We start from the raw sequence: 21,699 nt of genomic DNA, 5'->3' as shown, positions 1-21,699 counted from the left end.
GAGCGTATTGCGCGGGTTCCGCCCGTACCCGGGCGGCGCTCGGCGGGGTGGGCCTTCCGGCACCGGGGCCTGGCCCGGCGCCACCCGACCGGCCCCGACGGCCGGCATCACCGACAGAAAAGACGGCAAGCCAGGTGGCGCACCCGCCTCCGTGGACTGGCCGGATGGAGACAACCATGCAGCACGCGAACCTTTCGCGCCCTGGTACCGGCCTGCCCGGCAAAGGACCGGGCGTCCCTTTCCACATCCGCTTCACCCGTTCCCTGTTCGGCCAGGTGCTGATCGCGCTGGCGCTCGGCGCCGTGCTCGGCCTGCTCGCACCCGAGTTCGCCGCCAAGCTCAAGCCGCTCGGAGACGCCTTCATCAAGCTGATCAAGATGCTGATCGGCCCCATCGTGTTCTGCGTGGTGGTGGCCGGCATCTGCGGCGCCGGCGAGCTGAAGAAGGTGGGCCGGGTCGGCATCAAGGCCGTGGTCTACTTCGAGGTGGTCACCACCATCGCGCTGGCGCTGGGCGTGGCGCTGGCCTACCTGTTCGAGCCGGGCACCGGCATGAACGTCAACCCGCACTCGCTCGATGCGTCGGCCATGGCCGCCTACGTGGAGAACGCCGAGAAGATCAAGAGCGCGGGCATGGTCGACTTCCTGCTCAAGCTGATTCCCAACACGGTGATGGGCGCTTTCGCCAGCGGTGACGTGCTGCAGGTGCTGCTGGTCTCGGTGCTGTTCGGCTGCGCGCTGTCGCTGGTGGGCGAGCGCGGCCGCCCGCTGGTGGCGCTGATCGACACCTTCTCGCACACGCTGTTCAAGATGATGGGCTTCATCATCAAGCTGGCGCCGCTCGGCGTGCTCGGCGCGGTGGCCTTCACCGTGGGCAAGTACGGCATCGGCTCGCTCAAGCAGCTTGGCTTCCTGGTGATGCTGTTCTATGGCGCGGTGGCTCTCTTCGTGCTGGTGGTGCTGGGTACCGTGATGCGCCTGTGCGGCTTCTCCGTGCTCAAGCTGATCCGCTACCTGCGCGCCGAGCTGCTGGTGGTGCTGGGCACCGCCTCCTCCGACAGCGTGCTGCCGCAGGTGATGAAGAAGCTGGAGTTCATGGGCATCAAGAAGTCGGTGGTGGGCCTGGTGATACCGACCGGCTATTCCTTCAACCTGGATGCCTTCTCGATTTACCTGACGCTGGCGGCGGTCTTCATCGCGCAGGCCACCAACACCCCGCTGGCCTTCGGCGACCTGCTCGGCATCCTTGCCGTGGCGCTGGTCACCTCCAAGGGCGCGCACGGCGTGCCCGGCTCGGCCATCGTGATCCTCGCCGCCACGCTGTCGGCCCATCCCGCCATTCCCGCCATCGGACTGGTGCTGGTGCTGTCGGTCGACTGGTTCATCGGCATCGCGCGCGCGCTCGGCAACCTGGTCGGCAACTGCGTGGCCACCGTGGTGGTGGCCGCCTGGGAGAAGGATATCGACCGCGAGCGCGCCCATGCCGTGCTCGACGGCCGCGTGCCCGCCGGCGAACTCGACGAAGGCCTGTCGCCGCCGGTGCCCGCCGGGCCCGCGCCGGCGCTGCCCGATACCGTGGGCGGGCGCTAGCGCTAGAATCTCGGCATTCCCCCAACGCGCGCAGCCCCTGCGCCAGCGCATCGCCATGCCCGAGCACATCGATCCCGACATGACCGCCGAAGCGATCGCCGAAGACATCGTCGCGGCGATCGTCTCGCACCGCCTGCCGCCCGGCACCAAGCTGCGCGAGGAGGCCCTGGCCAGCGTCTACCGCGTCAGCCGCACCAAGGTGCGCGCGGCGCTGCTGATGCTGTCCAAGGACAAGGTGATCCAGATCGTGCCGGACAAGGGGGCCTTCGTCGCCAAGCCGAGCGCCGAGGAGGCGCGCGAGGTCTTCGCCGTGCGCCGCATCCTGGAGGCGGCGCTGGCGCGCGAGTTCGTGGCGCGCGCGGGCGCCGCCGACTACAAGCGCATCGACCGCCATCTCGCCGCCGAGAAGAAGGCGCTGGCGGGCAACGATGCCCAGCTGCGCACGCGCTTGCTGGGTGACTTCCACATCCTGCTGGCCGACGTGGTCGGCAACGGCGTGCTGACCGAGATGTTGCGCGAGCTGTCGACGCGCAGCGCGGTCATCACCATGCTCTACCAGTCGCGCCGCGACGCCGCCTGCTCGTCGGAAGAGCACCGCGAGTTCATCGAAGCCGCCCGCGCCGGCGATACCGAGCGCGCCGTGGCGCTGATGGTCGAGCACCTCGGCCACGTGGAAGGCGCGCTGCATTTCGAGGAGCTGCCGGCGGCCAAGGGCAAGGACCTGGTCGCCGCGCTGCTGGCCTGAGCGCGCAGCGCCGGCCGGCGCTGCCACTCCGTTATACGTAGCGCTTGACCTGCGTCAAGGCGGCCCCGGCCGCCATCGGCGATGATGGCATCGCCATGTAGCTGCGGGGGCGCGCTTCATGGCAGTCATGCCCCTCTGGGGCGGCCCGCACACCGCAATGGGTGCGGGCCTTTTTCTTTTCTGCGGCCATGCGCGGCCTTTGTCCTCCCGCCCCGCGCCCCAGCCTGGCTGGCGCCCGGTCGCCCACCGCTTGCGCCCGATCATTTCCCCGCCCGCAACAGCGCATGGTGCACTGCAGCCATGATGGAAGCCGGGCTTCGGGTTACGATGTGGCGGGCCCGCCCCCGCGGCGCCGTCGACAAGACAACGACAAGCAGAAAAAACGGAGACAAGCATGCCGATTCCCCGCGCGCGGCGCCGCCCGGCCGCGCCTGCGCCTGCCCCTGCCCCTGCCTCGTCGGATCCGACGAATCGCCGCCCGCGGTTTGCATGTCCAATGCCATCCATCCAGGACAGGCAGAGGAGGGGAATCGTATGACCAGTGCTTTCAAGGACCAGATGCTCGCCGGCAAGACGGCGTTCGTCGCCGGCGGCTCGTCCGGCATCAATCTCGGCATCGCCCAGGCGCTGGCGCGCGCGGGCGCCCGGGTCGGGCTGATCAGCCGCGACGCGGGTCGCATCGAGGCGGCTGCCGGCACCATCCGCGCGGCCGGCGGCAGCGCGCTGGGGCTGGCGGCCGACGTGCGCGACTTCGATGCGGTCGAGGCCGCGCTGGCGCGCACCCGCGCCGAGCTGGGCGCGATCGACATCGTCGTTTCCGGCGCCGCCGGCAACTTCCTGGCGCCGGCACTGGGCATGTCGGCCAACGGCTTCAAGACCGTGGTCGACATCGACCTGATCGGCACCTTCAATGTGTTCCGCGCCAGCTTCGCCCACCTGAACAAGCCGGGCGCCTCGCTGATCGCCATCACCGCGCCCCAGGCACACAACGCCATGATGTTCCAGGTCCACGCCTGCGCGGCCAAGGCCGGCATCAACATGATGGTCAAGTGCCTGGCGATGGAGTGGGGCCCGGCCGGCGTGCGCGTCAACGGCATCTCGCCCGGGCCGATCGCCGACACCGAGGGCATGGCCCGCCTGGCGCCCACGGCCGAGATGGAACAGCGCTACAAGGCACGCCTGGCGCTGCGCGACTACGGCGACAAGAGCGATATCGCCGACACCGCGCTGTTCCTGTGCAGCGACAACTCCCGCTATATCACCGGCACCATCATCGACTGCGACGGCGGCAGCAAGCTGGGCGACGCCTCCGCCGACGCGCTCCAGCCGCCGCCGCGCGCCTGAACCGATCCGACAGACCATCCGCTACCAGAGGAGACCCCGACCCATGACCTCCCCCGTGCTCTACCACGTCGCCGACGGCGTGGCCACCATCACGCTGAACCGCCCCGACGTGCTCAACGCCCTCAACGCCGACCTGATGCGCGCGCTGCGCGAGGCCGTCGAGCAGGCCGCCGCCGATGAGGCAGTGCGTGCCGTGCTGCTGACCGGCAACGGCCGCGGCTTCTGCGCCGGGGCCGACCTCGCCGACCGCGCCGCCGGCAGCGGCGGCGCGCTGGCCGACTCGGGCACGCTGCTGCGCGAGCGCTACCACCCGATCATCCTGGCGCTGCGCGGCATGGCCAAGCCGGTGGTGAGCGCCGTCAACGGTGTCGCCGCGGGCGCGGGCATGAGCCTGGCGCTGGCTGCCGACGTGGTGCTGGCCGCGCGCGGCGCCAGCTTCCTGCAGGCCTTCTCCAAGATCGGCCTGGTGCCGGATGCCGGCAGCACCTACTTCCTGCCGCGCTATGCCGGCGAGATGCGCGCGCGCGCCCTGGCCATCCTGGCCGACAAGATCAGCGCCGACGAGGCCCACCGCATCGGCCTGGTGTGGCAGGTGCACGACGACGCCGCCCTGCACGAGGAAGCCGGCAAGCTGGCGCGCAGGCTTGCCCAGTCGCCCACTTTCGCCTACGGCCTGATCAAGCAGGCACTCAACGAAAGCCTGGACAACGACCTGCCGGCCCAGCTCGAGCTGGAAGCCACGCTGCAATCGCGCGCCAGCCGCAGCGAGGATTTCCGCGAGGGCGTGGCGGCCTTTCTGGAGAAGCGTCCGCCGGCTTTCAAGGGCCGTTGATCCAGGGCCGCTGAGCCACGCACCGCGCCGGCCGCCCCGGGGCACGGCGCCATGACACGATAAGGAGACACGCATCATGCTGGGCCTCATGCAAGACCACCCGCTGTTGATTTCTTCGCTGATCGAGTACGCCGCCGCCTACCACCCGGAGCAGGAGATCGTGTCGCGCACGGTCGAGGGCGACACGGTGCGCACCAACTACGCACAGGTCGAACGCCGCGCGCGGCGCGTGGCCAACGCGCTCGCCGGCCTCGGCGTGCGCGAGGGCGACCGCGTCGGCACGCTGGCCTGGAACACGCACCGCCACCTGGAGCTGTACTTCGGCGTATCAGGCTCGGGCGCGGTGCTGCACACGGTCAACCCGCGCCTGTTCCCGGAGCAGATCGACTACATCGTCAACCACGCCGAGGACAGCGTGCTGTTCTTCGACACCACCTTCGCCGAGCTGGTGGCGAAGCTGGCGCCGAAGCTGACCACGGTGCGGCACTTCGTCGCGCTGTGCGACCGTGCCCACATGCCCGCGCTCGACCTGCCCAACCTGCTGTGCTACGAGGACCTGCTCGCCGCCAGCAGCGAGGACTACCAGTGGCCGCAGTTCGACGAGCGCACCGCCTCCTCGCTGTGCTACACCTCGGGCACCACCGGCAATCCGAAGGGCGTGCTCTATTCGCACCGCTCCACGGTGCTGCACAGCCTGAAGGCGTGTGCCGCCGACACCTTCTCGGTGGGGGCCGACAGCAGCGTGCTGCTGGTGGTGCCGCTGTTCCACGCCAACGCCTGGGGCATGCCCTACGCGTGCGCGATGACCGGTGCCAAGATGGTGCTGCCCGCACAGCACCTCGACGGCGAGAACGTCTACAAGCTGCTGCGCGACGAGCGCGTGACCTTCTCCACCGCGGTGCCCACGGTGTGGCTGATGCTGTTCCAGTACCTGGATGCCCATCCCGACATCGACCCGCGCGCGCTCGGCCTGAAGATCGCCGGCGTGGGCGGCTCGGCCGCGCCGGCGGCGATGGTCGAGCGCTTCGAGCGGCAGTTCGGCGCGCGCGTGGTGCAGGGCTGGGGCATGACGGAGACCAGCCCGATCGGCGTCATCAACACACTGCTGCCGCGGCTGGAGAGCCTGCCGGCGGCCGAGCAGCTCAAGATCAAGACCAAGCAGGGCCGCGCGGTATGGGGCGTGGAGCTGCGCATCGAGGACGACGAAGGCCGCGCGCTGCCGCATGACGGCGTGGCCTTCGGCCGCCTCAAGGTGCGCGGGCCGTGGATTGCCTCCGGCTACTTCAAGGCCGGGCAGGATGCGCTCGACGCGGACGGCTGGTTCGACACCGGCGACGTCGCCAACATCGACCCAGACGGCTACCTGCAGCTGGTGGACCGTGCCAAGGACGTGATCAAGTCGGGCGGCGAGTGGATTTCGTCGATCGACCTGGAGAACGCCGCCATGGGGCACCCGGCGGTGGCCGAAGCGGCGGTGATCGGCGTCACCCATCCCAAGTGGCAGGAGCGGCCGCTGCTGGTGGTGGTCAAGCGACCGGGCCAGCAGGTGAGTGCAGCCGAGCTGCTGGAATTCGTCGCCGGCAGGGTGGCCAAGTGGTGGGTGCCGGACGACGTGGCCTTCGTCGACGCCCTGCCGCATACCGCCACCGGCAAGCTGCTCAAGCTGAAGCTGCGCGAGCAGTTCCGCGACTACGTGCTGCCGACCGCGCGGGTGGCGTGAGATGACATGAGGCGGCATCCCCGTCTTCAGAAACGATAGGCGAGCAAGGAACCATAGATGAGTGAAGCCAGCAGCCAGCGCATCGCGCTGACCATCGAGGACGGCGTGGCCGAGGTGCGCTTGAACCGTCCCGACAAGATGAACGCGCTGGACCCGGCCATGTTCGCCGCGCTGGTCGAGACCGGCCAGCGCCTGGCGCGCGAGCCGGACCTGCGCGCGGTGGTGCTGTCGGGCGAGGGCAAGGCCTTCTGCGCCGGGCTCGACATGCAGAGCATGTCCGGCCTGGCGGGCAAGGCGCCCGGCGAGGGCGGCAGCATGGGGCGCCTGGCGCCCCGCACCCATGGCATCAGCAACGCGCCGCAGTATGCCTGCATGGTCTGGCGCGAGCTGCCGGTGCCGGTGCTGGCGGCCGTGCACGGCGTGGCCTTCGGCGGCGGGCTGCAGGTCGCGCTCGGCGCCGACCTGCGCTATGTCACCGCCGATGCGCGGCTGTCGGTGATGGAGATCAAGTGGGGCCTGGTGCCCGACATGGCCGGCATGTTGCTGACGCGCGGCCTGGTGCGCGAGGACCTGCTGCGCGAGCTGATCTACACCGGGCGCATCGTCAGCGGCACCGAGGCCTGTGAACTGGGCCTGGCCACGCGCGTGGTCGACGACCCGCGCGCCGCCGCGCTGGCCGCCGCGCGCGAGATCGCCGGCAGGAGCCCCGACGCCATCCGCGCGGCCAAGCGGCTGATGCAGGTGGCCGCCGGCGGCGACGCCGCCGCCATCCTGCAGGCCGAGTCGGTCGAGCAGGAAGCCCTGATCGGCGGCGCCAACCAGCGCGAGGCGGTGCTCGCCAACGTCGAGAAGCGCGCGCCGCGCTTCGTGCCTGCGGCCGGCTGAACGGGGGCGGGCTTGCCCGGCTAGTGCCGCACGGGCCGCACGGGCCGCGCGCCATGCGCGCGCCGCCGCCGCCACTGGCGCCACCACAGGCCGTACCAGGCCAGGTTCAGCGCCAGCGCCAGCACGCCCAGCCACCACTGGATGGCGGGCGTCAGCCCGGCCGGGTAGATCCACGGCAGCAGGTAGCGGGCGATGAAACCGCCGGCGTAGCCGGCCTGCCCGGCAGCGTGGCGCAGCGCATTCTCCAGCGGCGTCAGCGGGCAGATCCAGCCGTTCCACTCCACCAGCACCCCCCAGGCCAGCGCCGGCAGGTGCAGCCAGGCCAGGCGCGGCAAGCGCGGCAGCAGCAGCGCGCCGGCCACGACGAAGGCGATGAAGGCGAAGTGCAGCAGCAGCACCGCGTCGGCCGCCCAGGCGCTCCAGGGGAACGATGCCGCCGCCGGCATGGTCAGCCTTCCTTGCGGCCGGTCCAGTAGCCCGGCTGCGCGAACTGCGCCTTCAGGTGCTCGATGAAGAAGCGGATCTTGGCCGGCACCGGACGCTGCTGCGGGTACACCGCGAGGATGTCGTAGTCGGGCAGCGCGTATTCGTCGAGCACGGTGATCAGCTCGCCGCTTTCCAGCTGCGGCAGGATCTCCCAGGTCGAGCGCCAGCCCAGTCCGAGGCCCTCGCCGGTCCAGCGGTGCAGCAGCTCGCCGTCGTTGCAGTCGAGATTGCCGTTGACGCGCACCGTCACCGTCTTGCCGTTGTGGCGGAAATACCAGCCGCGCTGCTGTCCGCCCTGCAGGTTGAAGGCCAGGCAGTTGTGCTGGGCCAGGTCGTCCAGCGTCAGCGGCACGCCGTGGCGGGCGAAGTAGGCGGGAGTGCCGCACACCACGCGCTTGTTGCTGGCCAGCTTGATGGCGACGAAGTTCGGGTCGATGGCACCGCCGATGCGGATGCCGACGTCATAGCCCTCGCGTACCAGGTCGACCACGCGGTCGGTCAGGTTGAACGAGAGCTGCACCTCGGGATTGGCGGCGAGGAAGGCGGGCGCGTGCGGCGCCACGTGCTTGCGGCCGAAGGCGGCCGGCGCCGACACGATCAGGTGGCCGGTGGCCTTGTGCTTGCCCTCGGCAATCAGCATCTCGGCGCGGTCGAGGTCGGCCAGCGCCTTCTTGCACTGCTCCATGAAGACGGCGCCCTGCTCCGTCACCACGATGCGGCGCGTGGAGCGGTGCAGCAGCTTGACGCCGATGCGTGCTTCCAGCGCGTTGATGCGGCGTCCGATCATCACCGGCGTGACGTCCTGCGTGAGCGCCGCCGCCGCCATGCTGCCGTGCTCCACCACGGCGATGAAGGCCTCGATCTGTTTGAGTTTGTCCATGTTCAGCAAGTCTCCTGGCCGCCATTGTGCGTCATCGGCGCCGCCGCGGCATGCGCACGGGCCGATGCCCGGGATCAGGCCCCGGCGCGCGCGCCGCGCCGCGGCGGCACCATCAGCCGTGCGCGGTGCCGCACTTCCTTGCTGAATTCGGCGCAGGCCTGCGTCATCAGGTCGGCCGAGCGGTAGACCAGGAAGACGCGGAAATCGGGCAGTTCGTCGCGTATCGGCAGCTGCAGCAGCGACTCCTGCACCAGGCGCAGCGGCCCGCCGGTGCCATGGAAGACGAAGTCGGACCACATGCTGATCAGGTCGGTACGCGCAGCGAGCTGCAGGCCCAACAGGTTGGATGCGCTCTGCACGATGCGGCGCGGCATGTCCAGCCGGTGCAGGCGCAGCAGGCTGGGCAGCGGACTGCCCGGATCGTCGAGCGGATCGAGCGTGAGCCAGTCGGCATCGAGCAGCGGGCGCAGCCGGCTGGCGCGCCGCAGCGGATGGCCCGGGCGCACTGCCAGCGACATGCCGACGGCGAACAGCGGCTCCCACTGGAAGGCACCGGTGCCCGGGCCGCTGTTGGTGGAGATCAGTCCCAGGTCGAGCCGCCCCTCGCGCAGCCCCTCCAGGATCTGCTGGGGGCGCAGCTCGAAGGCACACAGGTCGACATTGGGGAAGCGCTGGCGGAAGGCCGCCATGGCCTCGGGCAACGGCCCGCTCGAGGCCACCGCGGTGAAGCCGATATTGAGCCGGGCCTCGGCATGGCCGCGGATGGCCTCGATGTCCTCCAGCGCGTGGCGCAGCTCCTGCTCGACCACGCTGGCACGCTTGACCAGGGCCAGGCCGTAGGCGGTCAGGCTGACGCCGCGCACCGAGCGCGACATCAGCGTGACGCCGAGTTCGCGCTCCAGCTCCGCGATGGCCTTGGACAGTGCCGGCTGCGATACGTGGAGGCTGCGCGAGGCCTCGTGGATGCTGCCATGCTGGGCGACTGCCAGCAGGATGCGCAGTTGATGCAGTTTCACCGTCTCCCCTCTTCCTTGCCTCGTTGCTTCCTTGCCTTTGCCTGGGCACCGTTGTGCGTTGCCGCACGCACCGGCACGGTGCGCCGCCGCCCCGCACCGTGCCGCTCGGTACTTTTCCCGATGGCCCCGAGACGCTGGTTATGACGGCGATTCGATTTGGTTATCAGGATGAAAATATATGATTTTTTACGGCCGCCGGCTTTATCCGATGATTGTCTGAGCCGGCTGGGCGTTCTCCTCGGAACCCGCTCCGGTGTCCCCCGAAAGCCGGCCGCCGCCTGCTGCACGGACCCAGTTCCCACTCCAGCCCCCATTTGGAGATCCGACATGAACGACGCCACCCTGGGCGCCGCCGGCACCGCCGTCCCCCATGCAGCCGCCGGCGCGGCCGCGCCGCGCCAGAGCCAGTTCCGCCTGATCGCCGCCTGCTCGATCGGCAACGCGCTCGAGATGTACGACTTCACCGTCTACAGCTTCTTCGCCATCCTGATCGGCAAGCTGTTCTTCCCCTCCGACAGCGCCTATGGTTCCCTGCTGCTGGCCGTGGCCACCTTCGGCATCGGCTTCGTGATGCGCCCGCTGGGCGGCTTCGTGATCGGCAACTACGCCGACCGCCACGGGCGCAAGGCCGCCATGACGCTCACCATCGGCCTGATGGTGGCCGGCACGCTGTGCCTGGCGCTGGCGCCGACCTATGCCGCGGCCGGCCTGTTCGGCCCGCTGATGATCGTCGCCGGACGCCTGCTGCAGGGCTTCTCGCTGGGCGGCGAGATCGGCGCCTCCACCGCCATGCTGATGGAGGCCGGCGGCGTGCAGGGCCGCGGTTTCCGCATCAGCTGGCAGCTCGGCAGCCAGGGCATCGCCGCGCTGCTGGGCGCGCTGACGGCGGCCATCCTGTACGGCGCACTGCCGCCGGACGCGCTCGAGAGCTGGGGCTGGCGCCTGCCCTTCTTCCTCGGCCTGGCGATCGCGCCGGTGGGCCTCTACATCCGCCGCCACCTCGACGAGACGCACGTGCCCGAGGCGCGCGCCGCGAGCCCGCTCGGCACGCTGTTCCGCGAGCATGGCGGCCTGGTGGCCAAGGGGATCCTGACCATCATCGGCGGCACCGTCGGCACCTACCTGGTGGTCTACTTCATGCCCACCTACATGATCCGCGAACTGCACCTGCCGGCCTCGCTGTCGCTGCTGGCAGGCTGCGTCACCGGTGTCGTGTGCCTGGCCGCCTCGCTGCTGTCGGGCTGGCTCGCCGACCGCCTGCCGCGCCGCAAGCCGCTGGTGGTCTGCGCCATGCTGTTCACGCTGGTGGCGCTCTACCCGTCGTTCTGGCTGATGACGCGCTACCCCAGCGTGCCGCTGGCGCTGGGCCTGTCGGCCATGCTTGCCGCCAGCCTCTACATCGGCGCCACGCCGATGCTGCTGGTGCTGATGGAAGCGCTGCCGGCCAAGGTGCGCGCCAGCGGCCTGTCGGTGATCTACGCCATCGGCGTGACGGTGTTCGGCGGCTCCTGCCAGTTCGTCGTGACGTGGCTGCTGGCCCGCACCCACAACCCGCTCGCGCCCGCCTTCTACATGATGGCCTGCGGCCTCATCACGCTGCTGGCCATCCTCAGCATCCGCGAGCGCCGCACCGATTGAACGACGGAGCGACTGAACAAGCGATCGCTCTTTTGCCCCTGCCGGGCCCGCGCGTCCCGCCGCGCGGCCCGCTCCACCTGCCGACGCCGGCCAAGGACAAGCCATGACACGCGAACCGACCCTGACCCCGTTCCAGTTGCTGCCGCACCTGCTGCCCGATATCCAGATCGATGCCGACACCTTCATCGGCATCCGCCGCCAGATCCATGCCCAGCCGGAACTCGGCTTCGAGGTCGGCGCCACCAGCCGGCTGGTGGCCACGCTGCTGGAGAGCTGGGGCTACGAGGTCCACACCGGCATCGGCAAGAGCGGCGTGGTCGGCCAGCTCAAGCTCGGCGACGGCAAGCGCCGGCTCGGCATCCGCGCCGACATGGACGCGCTGCCCATCGTCGAAGCCACCGGCCTGCCCTATGCGAGCAAGGCGCCCGGCAAGATGCACGCCTGCGGCCATGACGGCCACACCGCCATCCTGCTCGCCGCGGCCAAGGCGCTGGCCGACCGCCGCGATTTCAACGGCACGCTGAACCTGATCTTCCAGCCCGACGAAGAGAATTTGTGCGGCGCGCGCGCGATGATCGAGGACGGCCTGTTCGAGCGCTTTCCCTGCGACGCGGTGTTCGCGCTGCACAATATGCCCGGCGTGCCGGCCGGCACCTTCCGCGTGCTGCCGGGCCCGGTCAGCCTCTCGTCCGACGTGGCGGATGTGACCCTCAAGGGCGTGGGCGGCCACGGCGCCATGCCGCACCGCGCGCGCGACCCCATCGCGGCCGCCGCGGCGGTCGTCACCGCGCTGCAGACCGTGGTGGCGCGCAACGTGGCGCCGGACGACACCGCGGTGCTGTCGGTCGGCTTCATCCGCGGTGGCGCCACCCACAACGTCATCCCCGAGTCGGTCACGCTCGGCCTGAACGTGCGCGCGGCGCGCCCCGAGACGCGCGCAATGGTCGAGCAGCGCATCCGCGAAATCGTCGCGCTGACCGCGCAGGCACATGGCGTGGAAGCCATCATCGATTACCGCCAGCTGACGCCGCCGATGGTCAACGCCGAGGCCGAGACGCAACTGGCGCAGCAGGTCTGCGCCGAACTGGTCGGCGCGGACAAGGTGGTCACGCAGGCGCCCAAGGGCCTGAACGGCAGCGAGGATTTCGCCTGGATGCTGAACGAGGTGCCGGGCTGCTACCTGATCCTCGGCAATGGCGAAGGCGAGTTCGGCGGCTGCATGGTGCATAACCCGGGCTACGACTTCAACGACCAGGTGCTGCCGCTGGGCGCGGCGTGCTGGGTGCGGCTGGCGCAGACGTTCTTGCGTTAAGCGCGCGCGCGCTGCGCCGGATCGCTCCGCTCTCCCGCTTGCGGGAGATGCGGCACACCCGTTGGTTCTGTCGATCAGCGCGAGCGCATCCGGTTGGTTCGTTCGAGCGGCTTCGGTGCACTGCCTTTGCGATTGCCTATCCCCGTGCGGTCGCTTCGACCTTCGCCCGCATTTCCGTCCCTCCCTTCCTCCCTTCCTCCCTCCAGCACGCAGGCCAGTCGCCGCGGCGCTTCGAGCAGTTCCAGCGTCGACGTCAGCCTGGCGTTCAGCGCCATCGCATCCTCGGGACGGTCGGCCGGCGGACTTCCATTGCTGCCTGCGCGCATGACCGCGCCGGAACAAAAAGGCCGTAAATCGGCCCTGGCAGCCTCGTGCGCTGCAGCGCAGCATCCCGATTTCTCGTCAGATTGCTTATCTCAGGTATCGAATCAATAGACCTTGCCTCCCTTTATCGCAACGGACCTGCGGGAATAGCATGGTCCCGAAACGAAATCCGCCAACCTGGACCTTTGGAGACAAGCATGCCGAAGATGAGAGCAGTCGACGCGGCCATCGCCGTGCTGGAAAAAGAGGGCATCACGACCGCGTTCGGCGTGCCCGGCGCCGCCATCAACCCGTTCTACTCGGCCATGCGCAAGGCCGGCAGCATCAGCCACGTGCTGGCCCGCCACGTGGAAGGTGCCTCGCACATGGCCGAGGGCTACACCCGCGCGGCGGCCGGCAATATCGGCCTGTGCATCGGCACCTCGGGCCCGGCCGGCACCGACATGATCACCGGCCTGTACTCGGCCTGGGCCGACTCCATTCCCATCCTGTGCGTGACCGGCCAGGCACCGCGCGCCCGCCTGTACAAGGAGGACTTCCAGGCGGTCGACATCGAGTCGATCGCCAAGCCGGTGACCAAGTGGGCGGTGACGGTGCGCGAGCCGGCGCTGGTGCCCCAGGTGTTCCAGCAGGCCTTTCACCTGATGCGCTCGGGTCGTCCGGGCCCGGTGCTGATCGACCTGCCCTTCGACGTGCAGGTGGCCGAGATCGAATTCGATCCCGATACCTACCAGCCGCTCGAGCCCTACAAGCCGGCCGCCTCGCGCGCGCAGATCGAGAAGGCCATCGCCATGCTGAACGCTTCGGCGCGGCCGCTGATCGTCTGCGGCGGCGGCGTGATCAATGCCGACGCGGCCGAGCTGCTGGTCGAGTTCGCCGAGCTGGTCAACGTGCCGGTGGTGCCCACGCTGATGGGCTGGGGCGTGCTGGCCGACGACCATCCGCTGCAGGCCGGCATGGTCGGCCTGCAGACCTCGCACCGCTACGGCAATGCCAACCTGCTGGCCTCGGACTTCGTGCTGGGCATCGGCAACCGCTGGGCCAATCGCCACACCGGCAGCGTCGACGTCTACACCAAGGGCCGCAAGTTCGTGCACGTGGACATCGAGCCCACGCAGATCGGCCGCGTGTTCGGCCCGGACCTGGGCATCGTCTCCGACGCCAAGGCCGCGCTCGCGCAGTTCGTCGAGGTGGCGCGCGAGATGAAGATGGCGGGACGCCTGGCCTGCCGCAAGGCCTGGGTGGCCGAGGTGCAGCAGCGCCGCCGCACCCTGCATCGCAAGAGCGACTTCGACAACGTGCCGATCAAGCCGCAGCGCGTGTACCGCGAGATGAACCGCTACTTCCCGCGCGACGTGCGCTACGTGTCGACCATCGGCCTGTCGCAGATCGCCGCGGCGCAGTTCCTCTCGGTCAACCAGCCGCGCCACTGGATCAACTGCGGCCAGGCCGGCCCGCTGGGCTGGACCATCCCGGCTGCGATCGGCGTCAAGGTGGCCTCGCCCGACTCCGACGTGGTGGCCATCTCGGGCGACTACGACTTCCAGTTCATGATCGAGGAACTGGCCGTGGCCGCGCAGTTCAACGTGCCCTACATCCACGTGGTGGTGAACAACTCCTACCTCGGGCTGATCCGCCAGGCGCAGCGCAACTTCGACATGGATTACTGCGTGCAGCTCGCCTTCGACAACATCAACGCACCGGAGCTGAACGGCTACGGCGTGGACCACGTCAAGGTGGTCGAGGGCCTGGGCTGCAAGGCGCTGCGCGTGTTCAAGCCCGAGGACATCGAGCCCGCCTTCGCGCAGGCCCGCAAGCTGATGGCCGAGTTCTCGGTGCCGGTGGTGGTGGAGGTGATCCTGGAGCGCGTGACGAACATCGCCATGGGCACCGAGATCGACAACATCAACGAGTTCGAGCCGGTCGAAGACCGCGCCGAAGACGACGACATCCTCAACGAGGAGGCGGAGACCGCCTGAGCGGTCCTGCCCGCGGGCGCTGCCCACAACACGCAGGCGCGCCCGCCACGGCGGGAGCGACCCGGCGGAACTTACCCGGAGATATCGATGACGAAACTTGCCGCCAACCTGACCATGCTGTTCAACGAGGTCGGCTTCCTCGACCGCTTCGAGGCCGCCGCGCGCGCCGGCTTCCGCGGCGTCGAGTTCCTCTTTCCCTATGCCTTCCACGCCGACCAGATCGCGGACCGGCTCAACCGCTTCCAGCTCGACCTGGTGCTGCACAACCTGCCCGCGGGCAAGTGGGAAGCCGGCGAGCGCGGCATCGCCTGCCACCCCGACCGCGTCGGCGAGTTCCAGGACGGCGTGGGCGAAGCGATCAAGTACGCCAAGGTGCTCGGCGTGCGCCAGCTCAATTGCCTGGTCGGCATCCAGCCGCAGAACGTCAAGCGCGAACAGGCGCAGGAAACGCTGGTGGAGAACCTGCGCTTCGCCGCCGGCGCGCTCGCCGCGGAGCAGATCGACCTGCTGGTGGAGCCGATCAATACCTTCGACATCCCCGGCTTCTTCCTCTCGCGCACGCAGCAGGCGCTGGAGCTGATCGAGCAGGTGGCCGCGCCCAACCTCTACGTGCAGTACGACATCTACCACATGCAGCGCATGGAGGGCGAGATCGCCGCCACGCTGAAGACCCACCTGCCGAAGATCAAGCACGTGCAGCTCGCCGACAACCCGGGCCGCAACGAACCCGGCACCGGCGAGCTGAACTACCGCTTCCTGTTCCAGTGGCTGGACGCCATCGGCTACACCGGCTGGGTGGGCTGCGAGTACAAGCCGAAGACCACGACCGAGGCTGGGCTGGGCTGGCGTGGGGAGCATGGGGTGCTGTGAGTTTCCGCCGATGGCCGTGCGGCTTGAAGCGTGAGCCTTGGACAAGGCTGGCGGTTTGCTCCCCTCTTCTTTCGCCATGAGGGGAGAGGGAGCCAGGACGTCGTGCTTGGCGCGCCGGATTGGCGCAACGTTTTTTGCTTTCAACTGAATTTCGATTTCATTCATCGTTCCTTAGGAGACTTCCCATGGCAAACCAACGCAACGTCGGCTTCATCGGTCTGGGCATCATGGGCGCGCCCATGGCGGGCCATCTGCGCGCGGCCGGCCATACGCTGTTCGTGCATGACGTGAACCCGGCGCCGCAGGCCCTGGTCGATGCCGGCGTGACGGTCTGCACCAGCGCCGAGGAGGTGGCCAAGCGTGCCGACATCATCATCATCATGGTGCCGGACACGCCGCACGTGGAAGCCGTGCTGTTCGCCGAGAAGGGCGTGGGCGCGGCGCTGAAGGCGGCCGGCAAGGAGGCTGCGCACGGCAAGATCGTGGTCGACATGAGCTCGATCTCGCCGATCGCCACCAAGGACTTCGCCGCGCGCGTCAACAAGCTGGGCGCGGCCTACCTGGACGCGCCGGTGTCGGGCGGCGAGGTGGGGGCCAAGGCGGCTTCGCTGACCATCATGGTGGGCGGCCCGGCCGAGGCCTTCGACGAGGTCAAGCCGCTGTTCGAGCTGATGGGCAAGAACATCACGCTGGTGGGCGGCAACGGCGACGGCCAGACCACCAAGGTGGCCAACCAGATCATCGTGGCGCTGAACATCCAGGCCGTGTCGGAGGCGCTGCTGTTCGCTTCCAAGGCCGGCGCCGATCCGGCCCGGGTGCGTGCCGCGCTGATGGGTGGCTTCGCCTCGTCGCGCATCCTGGAGGTGCATGGCGAGCGCATGGTCAAGCGCACCTTCGATCCGGGCTTCCGCATCGAGCTGCACCAGAAGGACCTGAACCTGGCGCTGCAGGGCGCCAAGGCGCTGGGCGTGTCGCTGCCCAATACGGCGACCGCGCAAGAACTGTTCAACGCCTGCGCGGCCAACGGCTTCGGCAAGCTCGATCACTCGGCACTGTGCCGCGCCATCGAGCTGATGTCGAACCACGAGATCGCCAAGGCCGCCAAGTAAGGCCTCCAGGTCAAGCCGCCCGGCAAGGCCTCTCCGTCAGGCCGGCCATGCCGGCGCCTCGGGCCGAGGCGCCGGCGCGGCCGCATCACCGCTCAGGGATTCCGTCATGTTCGTTCCCGCTTCACAGGCCGCGCTGCTGGCGCCCCAGCGCGCCCCCGGCCTCTCCGATCCGCGCGCGCTGCTGCGCGACCTGTTCGACACGGCGGTGGCAGCCGTCAGCGCCGGCCACTGCCTGCCGCAGCACCTGCCGGCCCCGCCCAAGGGGCGCACGGTGGTGATCGGTGCCGGCAAGGCCGCCGCCGCGATGGCGCAGGCCGTCGAGGCGCACTGGTCCGGTCCGCTCTCCGGCCTGGTGGTCACGCGCTACGGGCACGGCGCGCCGTGCCGCCGCATCGAGGTGGTGGAAGCCGCCCACCCGGTGCCGGATGCCGCCGGCCAGCGCGCCGCGCAGCGCATGGTGGAACTGGTGCAGGGACTGACGGCCGACGACCTCGTGCTGTGCCTGATCTCCGGCGGCGGCTCCGCGCTGCTGGCCGCGCCCGCGCCCGGGCTGACGCTGGCGGACAAGCAGGCGGTCAACAAGGCGCTGCTGCGCAGCGGCGCCAGCATTGCCGAGATGAACTGCGTGCGCAAGCACCTGTCGGCGCTCAAGGGCGGACGACTGGCGCTGCAGTGCGCGCCGGCGCGGGTGCACACGCTGCTGATCTCCGACATCCCGGGCGACGACCCCACGCTGATCGCCAGCGGCCCCACGCTGCCGGACGTGACCACCTGCGCCGACGCGCTGGCGGTGATCGCCAAGTACGGGATCGAGGTGCCGGCAGCGGTGCGCACCCACCTGGAGAGCGGCGCGGGCGAGACGCCCAAGCCCGGCGATGCGCGTTTCGAGGGCCACCGCAGCGACACGCTGGCCAGCGCGCAGCAGGCGCTGGAAGCGGCCGCGGCGCGCGCGCGCGAACTGGGCCTGGCGGCCCACATCCTGTCGGACTGCATCGAGGGCGAAGCGCGTGACGTGGCGCTGGTGCATGCCGGTCTCGCACGCCAGATCGCGCAGCGCGGCCAGCCGTTCGACAAGCCCTGCGTGCTGCTGTCCGGCGGCGAGACCACGGTCACGGTGCGCGGCAACGGGCGCGGCGGACGCAACGCCGAGTTCCTGCTGGCGCTCGCGGTGGCGCTCGACGGCTTGCCCGGCGTGCATGCCATCGCCTGCGACACCGACGGCATCGACGGCTCGGAGGACAACGCCGGCGCGCTGCTGGGCCCGGACACGCTGGCGCGCGCGGCAGCGCTCGGGCAGTCGGCGCGGGCGCGCCTGGCCGACAACGACGGCTACGGCTTCTTCGCCGCGCTCGGCGACCTGATCGTGACCGGTCCGACGCGCACCAACGTCAACGACTTCCGCGCGATCCTGATCGTCTGAGCGCCTGGCCGCCGGCGCTGGTGCGCCGCGCTCCGCAGAAGATGCGCAGTAGGTCCGCAGTAGGTCCGCAGCACACGAGGGCCAGGGGGCCCGGCCGCGCGCCGGGCGCTGATGGTTCGCATTGATCGATTTGTTCGAGACGGGGCGCGCGGGCGCTCCGGGGATGGGAGGAGACAGCAAGATGAGACGCCAGCGCAAAGCCAAGATCGTGGCCACCCTCGGTCCGGCCAGCACGGAGATCGCGGTGATCCGGCAGTTGTTCGATGCCGGCGCCGATGTGTTCCGGCTCAACTTCAGCCACGGCAGCCACGAGGACCACCGGCGCCGCTACGACGCGGTGCGCGCGGTAGAGCGCGAGCGCGGCCGGCCCATCGCGGTGCTGGCCGACCTGCAGGGGCCGAAGCTGCGCATCGGCACCTTCGCCGCGGGCAAGGTCGCCTTGCAGGCGGGCGATGCCTTCGTGCTCGACAGCGATCCCACCCCAGGCGATGCCGCGCGCGTGCACCTGCCGCATCCGGAACTGTTCCGCACGGCCAACCCGGGCCAGGCGCTGCTGATCGACGATGGCAAGGTGCAGTTGCGCATCGAGTCGGTCGCGCCCGGCAGCCTCGCCACGCGGGTGGTCAACAGCGGCACCCTGTCGGACCGCAAGGGCGTCAACGTGCCCGATGCGGTGATCCCCATCCCCGCCCTCACGGCCAAGGACCGCAAGGACCTGGAGTTCGCCCTGTCGCTGGGGGTCGACTGGATCGCGCTGTCCTTCGTGCAGCGTCCGGCCGACATCGTCGAGGCGCGTGAGCTGGTGGGCACGCGCGCCGGCGTGCTGGCCAAGATCGAGAAGCCGGCCGCGCTGCAGCAGCTCGAGGAGATCGTGCGCGTGTCCGACGCCATCATGGTGGCGCGCGGCGACCTCGGCGTGGAACTGCCGCCCGAGCGCGTGCCGGGCGTGCAGAAGCGCATCCTGCGCTTGTGCCGGCAGCATGGCAAACCCATCGTGATCGCCACGCAGATGCTGGAGTCGATGATCGAGTCGCCGGTGCCCACGCGCGCCGAGGCCTCGGACGTGGCCAGCGCCATCTACGATGGCGCCGACGCCGTGATGCTGTCGGCCGAGTCGGCCAATGGCCGCCACCCGGTGCCGGCGGTGGCGATGATGGACCGCATCATCGGCGAAGTGGAACGCGATCCGCTCTATCGCAAGCTGCTCGATGCGCAGCACGAGGCACCGCTGGCCACGCGCCAGGACGCCATCTGCGCGGCGCTGCGCGAGGTGTCGCACATCATCGGCGCGGCCGCCACGGTGACCTACACCTCGTCCGGCGCCACCGCGCTGCGTGCCGCGCGCGAACGGCCGTGCGCGCCCATCCTGAGCATCACGCCGCACCGGGAGATCGCGCGGCGCCTGGCGCTGGCCTGGGGCGTGCACTCCACGGTCAGCCCCGACGTGCAGAGCGTCGACGAGATGGTGGATGCGGCCATCCGCGCCGCGGTGGCGGAGGACTTCGCCTGCGCCGGCGACCAGATCACCATCGCCGCCGGCACGCCTTTCGGCCAGGGCGGCACCACCAACCTGCTGCGCGTGGCCGAGATTCCCGGCCAGCCGGCGGTAGGCGTGGCGGACGGCGACGCCGCCGAGACGAGCGGCGCGCACCGCGAGGACCTCGCTACGCTTTGACCCCGTGCGCCGACCGGGCCTGGCGCGGAGACGGCCGCGCCAGGCCCGGCCGGCGCTTTTTTTTGCGGCCTTGCCGCATGGCGGCCGGATACTGCCGGTCACACTTTTTTCAAATCGGGACGTGCCATGCCGTTGCTATACTGATCGGCACGCGGCGGCCGCAGAGCCGCCGCGTTCCCCATCAGCATCACGGAGTCATCATGCGTCTTGACGACGAGGCCGAAAGCCAGAACGTGGAAGATCGCCGCGGAGGTGGCGGCGGGTTCGGCGGACCGGGCACCATCGGCATCGGCACCATCATCGTCGCGCTGGCGGCGTCGTATTTCTTCGGCATCGACCCGCGCCTGATCATGCAGGGCGCGCAGGTGATGCAAGGTTCCGGGAACGTACCGCATCAGCAGGCGCCTGCGCACGCACCTGCCAACGACCCGCTCACGGTATTCACGCGCAAGGTGCTGGGCAGTACCGAGCGCACCTGGGAACGCGTGTTCGAGACCGACCTCGGCCGCCGCTACGAGCCGCCCACCCTGGTACTGTTCTCCAACGTCACGCCCACCGCCTGCGGCACCGGCCAGTCGGCGATGGGGCCGTTCTACTGTCCGGGCGACCGCAAGGTCTATATCGACCTGTCGTTCTACAACGAACTGCGCCAGCGCTTCGGCGCCAGCGGCGACTTCGCCCAGGCCTATGTGATCGCGCACGAGGTCGGGCACCATGTGCAGAACCTGCTGGGCGTGTCGGACAAGGTCGACGCCGCGCGCCGGCGCATGGGCGAGGCGCAGGCCAACCAGCTGTCCGTGCGCATGGAGTTGCAGGCCGACTGCCTGGCCGGGGTGTGGGCGGCGAATGCGCAGAAGATCAACCAGAAGCTGATCGAACCCGGCGATTTCGAGGACGGCCTGCGTGCCGCCGCCGCCATCGGCGACGACCGGCTGCAGAAGCAGGCGCAGGGCTATGTGGTGCCGGAGGCGTTCACCCACGGCACCAGCGAGCAGCGCGTGCGCTGGTTGCGCCAGGGCCTGACCACGGGCGATATGCGCCGTTGCGACACCTTCGCCGCCAAGCAGCTCTGACCGGTCTGCCTCAGGCAATCGCCGATCCAGATCTCAGAAACATCCGGGCGTTTGTGTCGTAAACACAACTTTGTGAACATTGTTCACGAAATCAGTGGTGTTTATAATGCACCACATGTCCGCCCTGCCCCAGCCGTCCTCAGCACATTCCGGCCCGTCGCCCGCCCGCTCGCCGGGTGCCGCCGCGCGCCGCGAGGCGGTGCGGCAGGCCTTCTTCGACGCCGCCCGCGCCCTCTTCGCCGAGGCCGGCTACGCAGGCGTCACGCTGCGCCGCGTGGGCGAGCGCTGCGGCTATAGCGCCGCCGCCATCTATCGCCACTTCGAGGACAAGTCCGCGCTGCTGTTCGAGCTGTGCGCGCAGGACTGGGTACGCCTGGCACAGGCCCTGGCCACCGCGCGCGAGGGCTGCCAGCCGGGCCGCACGCTGCCGGCGGTGTTCCAGGCCTACCTGGACTGGGCCCTGGCCAACCGCCATGGCTACCACCTGATGCTGATGATGGGCTTGCCGGCCGAGGCCGAGCGGGCCATCGACCAGCGCTGGCGCCAGCGTTTCCCGCAGGACCCGGTCGGCGCCGTGCTGGAAGCCTGCGTGCAGGACCTGCAGGCCGCCGGCGGCATCGCCACCCACCACCTGCCCGAAGACGTGGCCGATGCGCTGTGGACAGCGGCGCACGGGCTGGCGGCGCTGGAGATCACCTTCGAGCACCTGCCGCGCGAACACTGGCAACCGCTGGCGCACCGGCAGCACGTCTTGCTGGACGCGCTGCTGCGCGGCTTCGCCCCCTCTCCGCCTACCTAGGGT

The 21,699-nt window shown here is 69.9% G+C and carries 19 protein-coding genes; 15 read left to right on the top strand and 4 right to left on the bottom strand.

Going from position 1 to position 21,699, the window contains the following annotated elements; all coding sequences use genetic code 11:
• Positions 1-176: 176 nt before the first annotated feature.
• The 6 genes from BKK79_RS11830 to BKK79_RS11805 all read left to right on the top strand — a co-directional run bounded on the left by BKK79_RS11830 (position 177) and on the right by BKK79_RS11805 (position 7,115).
• The gene (locus tag BKK79_RS11830) at positions 177-1,589 is read left to right on the top strand and encodes a C4-dicarboxylate transporter DctA (protein ID WP_232346209.1); all 1,413 of its coding nucleotides are present in this window, start codon (positions 177-179) and stop codon (positions 1,587-1,589) included.
• 55 nt (positions 1,590-1,644) lie between these two features.
• Entirely contained in the window at positions 1,645-2,334 is a 690-nt protein-coding gene (locus BKK79_RS11825; protein ID WP_071010292.1) for a GntR family transcriptional regulator, read from the top strand.
• A gap of 534 nt (positions 2,335-2,868) precedes the next feature.
• Positions 2,869-3,678, top strand: a complete 810-nt coding sequence (locus BKK79_RS11820) for an SDR family oxidoreductase (protein WP_071010294.1) — start codon at positions 2,869-2,871, stop codon at positions 3,676-3,678.
• A gap of 43 nt (positions 3,679-3,721) precedes the next feature.
• A complete protein-coding gene (locus BKK79_RS11815) occupies positions 3,722-4,510 on the top strand; it encodes an enoyl-CoA hydratase-related protein (protein WP_071010296.1) in 789 nt (262 codons plus the stop codon).
• Positions 4,511-4,586: 76 nt separating this feature from the next.
• Positions 4,587-6,230, top strand: coding sequence for a 3-(methylthio)propionyl-CoA ligase (locus tag BKK79_RS11810; protein WP_071037770.1), 1,644 nt, complete (start codon positions 4,587-4,589; stop codon positions 6,228-6,230).
• Between the two features lie 57 nt (positions 6,231-6,287).
• Entirely contained in the window at positions 6,288-7,115 is an 828-nt protein-coding gene (locus tag BKK79_RS11805; protein ID WP_071010300.1) for a crotonase/enoyl-CoA hydratase family protein, read from the top strand.
• Positions 7,116-7,135: 20 nt separating this feature from the next.
• Here the strand turns inward: BKK79_RS11805 and BKK79_RS11800 are convergent, their stop codons facing one another.
• The 3 genes from BKK79_RS11800 to BKK79_RS11790 all read right to left on the bottom strand — a co-directional run bounded on the left by BKK79_RS11800 (position 7,136) and on the right by BKK79_RS11790 (position 9,497).
• Positions 7,136-7,561, bottom strand: coding sequence for a DUF2784 domain-containing protein (locus BKK79_RS11800; RefSeq protein ID WP_071037769.1), 426 nt, complete (start codon positions 7,559-7,561; stop codon positions 7,136-7,138).
• Positions 7,562-7,563: 2 nt separating this feature from the next.
• Positions 7,564-8,481: a LysR family transcriptional regulator gene (locus BKK79_RS11795; RefSeq protein ID WP_071010304.1), complete on the bottom strand. Its 918-nt coding sequence runs from the start codon at positions 8,479-8,481 to the stop codon at positions 7,564-7,566.
• Between the two features lie 74 nt (positions 8,482-8,555).
• Positions 8,556-9,497: a LysR family transcriptional regulator gene (locus BKK79_RS11790; protein ID WP_071010306.1), complete on the bottom strand. Its 942-nt coding sequence runs from the start codon at positions 9,495-9,497 to the stop codon at positions 8,556-8,558.
• A 327-nt stretch (positions 9,498-9,824) separates the two neighbouring features.
• Between BKK79_RS11790 and BKK79_RS11785 the strand changes: the two genes are divergently transcribed.
• Together BKK79_RS11785 and BKK79_RS11780 are read left to right on the top strand one after the other, a co-directional pair.
• Complete coding sequence (locus tag BKK79_RS11785) at positions 9,825-11,135, top strand: MFS transporter (protein WP_071037768.1); 1,311 nt, start codon at positions 9,825-9,827, stop codon at positions 11,133-11,135.
• Positions 11,136-11,238: 103 nt separating this feature from the next.
• Positions 11,239-12,447 carry a M20 aminoacylase family protein gene (locus BKK79_RS11780; RefSeq protein ID WP_071037767.1) on the top strand — a complete coding sequence of 403 codons (1,209 nt, stop codon included), beginning with the start codon at positions 11,239-11,241 and terminating at the stop codon, positions 12,445-12,447.
• A gap of 74 nt (positions 12,448-12,521) precedes the next feature.
• Here BKK79_RS11780 and BKK79_RS40320 read toward each other — a convergent pair whose 3' ends face one another.
• A complete protein-coding gene (locus BKK79_RS40320; RefSeq protein ID WP_198173276.1) occupies positions 12,522-12,773 on the bottom strand; it encodes a hypothetical protein in 252 nt (83 codons plus the stop codon).
• A 195-nt stretch (positions 12,774-12,968) separates the two neighbouring features.
• Here BKK79_RS40320 and gcl point away from each other — a divergent pair, with 195 nt between their 5' ends.
• From gcl to BKK79_RS11745, 7 genes are all read left to right on the top strand, one after another.
• On the top strand, positions 12,969-14,750 hold the full coding sequence (gcl, locus tag BKK79_RS11775; protein WP_071037766.1) for a glyoxylate carboligase: 1,782 nt from the start codon (positions 12,969-12,971) through the stop codon (positions 14,748-14,750).
• Positions 14,751-14,837: 87 nt separating this feature from the next.
• Positions 14,838-15,620 carry a hydroxypyruvate isomerase gene (hyi, locus tag BKK79_RS11770; protein ID WP_071037765.1) on the top strand — a complete coding sequence of 261 codons (783 nt, stop codon included), beginning with the start codon at positions 14,838-14,840 and terminating at the stop codon, positions 15,618-15,620.
• A 185-nt stretch (positions 15,621-15,805) separates the two neighbouring features.
• Positions 15,806-16,729 (top strand): 2-hydroxy-3-oxopropionate reductase, encoded by a 924-nt coding sequence (glxR, locus tag BKK79_RS11765; protein WP_071010315.1) that lies wholly within the window; start codon positions 15,806-15,808, stop codon positions 16,727-16,729.
• A 106-nt stretch (positions 16,730-16,835) separates the two neighbouring features.
• The gene (locus tag BKK79_RS11760) at positions 16,836-18,149 is read left to right on the top strand and encodes a glycerate kinase type-2 family protein (protein ID WP_071037764.1); all 1,314 of its coding nucleotides are present in this window, start codon (positions 16,836-16,838) and stop codon (positions 18,147-18,149) included.
• Between the two features lie 181 nt (positions 18,150-18,330).
• Complete coding sequence (pyk, locus tag BKK79_RS11755) at positions 18,331-19,824, top strand: pyruvate kinase (RefSeq protein ID WP_071010318.1); 1,494 nt, start codon at positions 18,331-18,333, stop codon at positions 19,822-19,824.
• A gap of 200 nt (positions 19,825-20,024) precedes the next feature.
• Positions 20,025-20,897, top strand: coding sequence for a KPN_02809 family neutral zinc metallopeptidase (ypfJ, locus tag BKK79_RS11750; protein ID WP_071010320.1), 873 nt, complete (start codon positions 20,025-20,027; stop codon positions 20,895-20,897).
• 115 nt (positions 20,898-21,012) lie between these two features.
• Positions 21,013-21,696: a TetR/AcrR family transcriptional regulator gene (locus BKK79_RS11745; protein ID WP_198173275.1), complete on the top strand. Its 684-nt coding sequence runs from the start codon at positions 21,013-21,015 to the stop codon at positions 21,694-21,696.
• The last annotated feature ends 3 nt before the right edge of the window (positions 21,697-21,699 follow it).

Source organism: Cupriavidus sp. USMAA2-4, assembly GCF_001854305.1.
GTDB lineage: Bacteria > Pseudomonadota > Gammaproteobacteria > Burkholderiales > Burkholderiaceae > Cupriavidus > Cupriavidus malaysiensis.
This window is presented reverse-complemented; position numbering and strand designations above follow the sequence as displayed.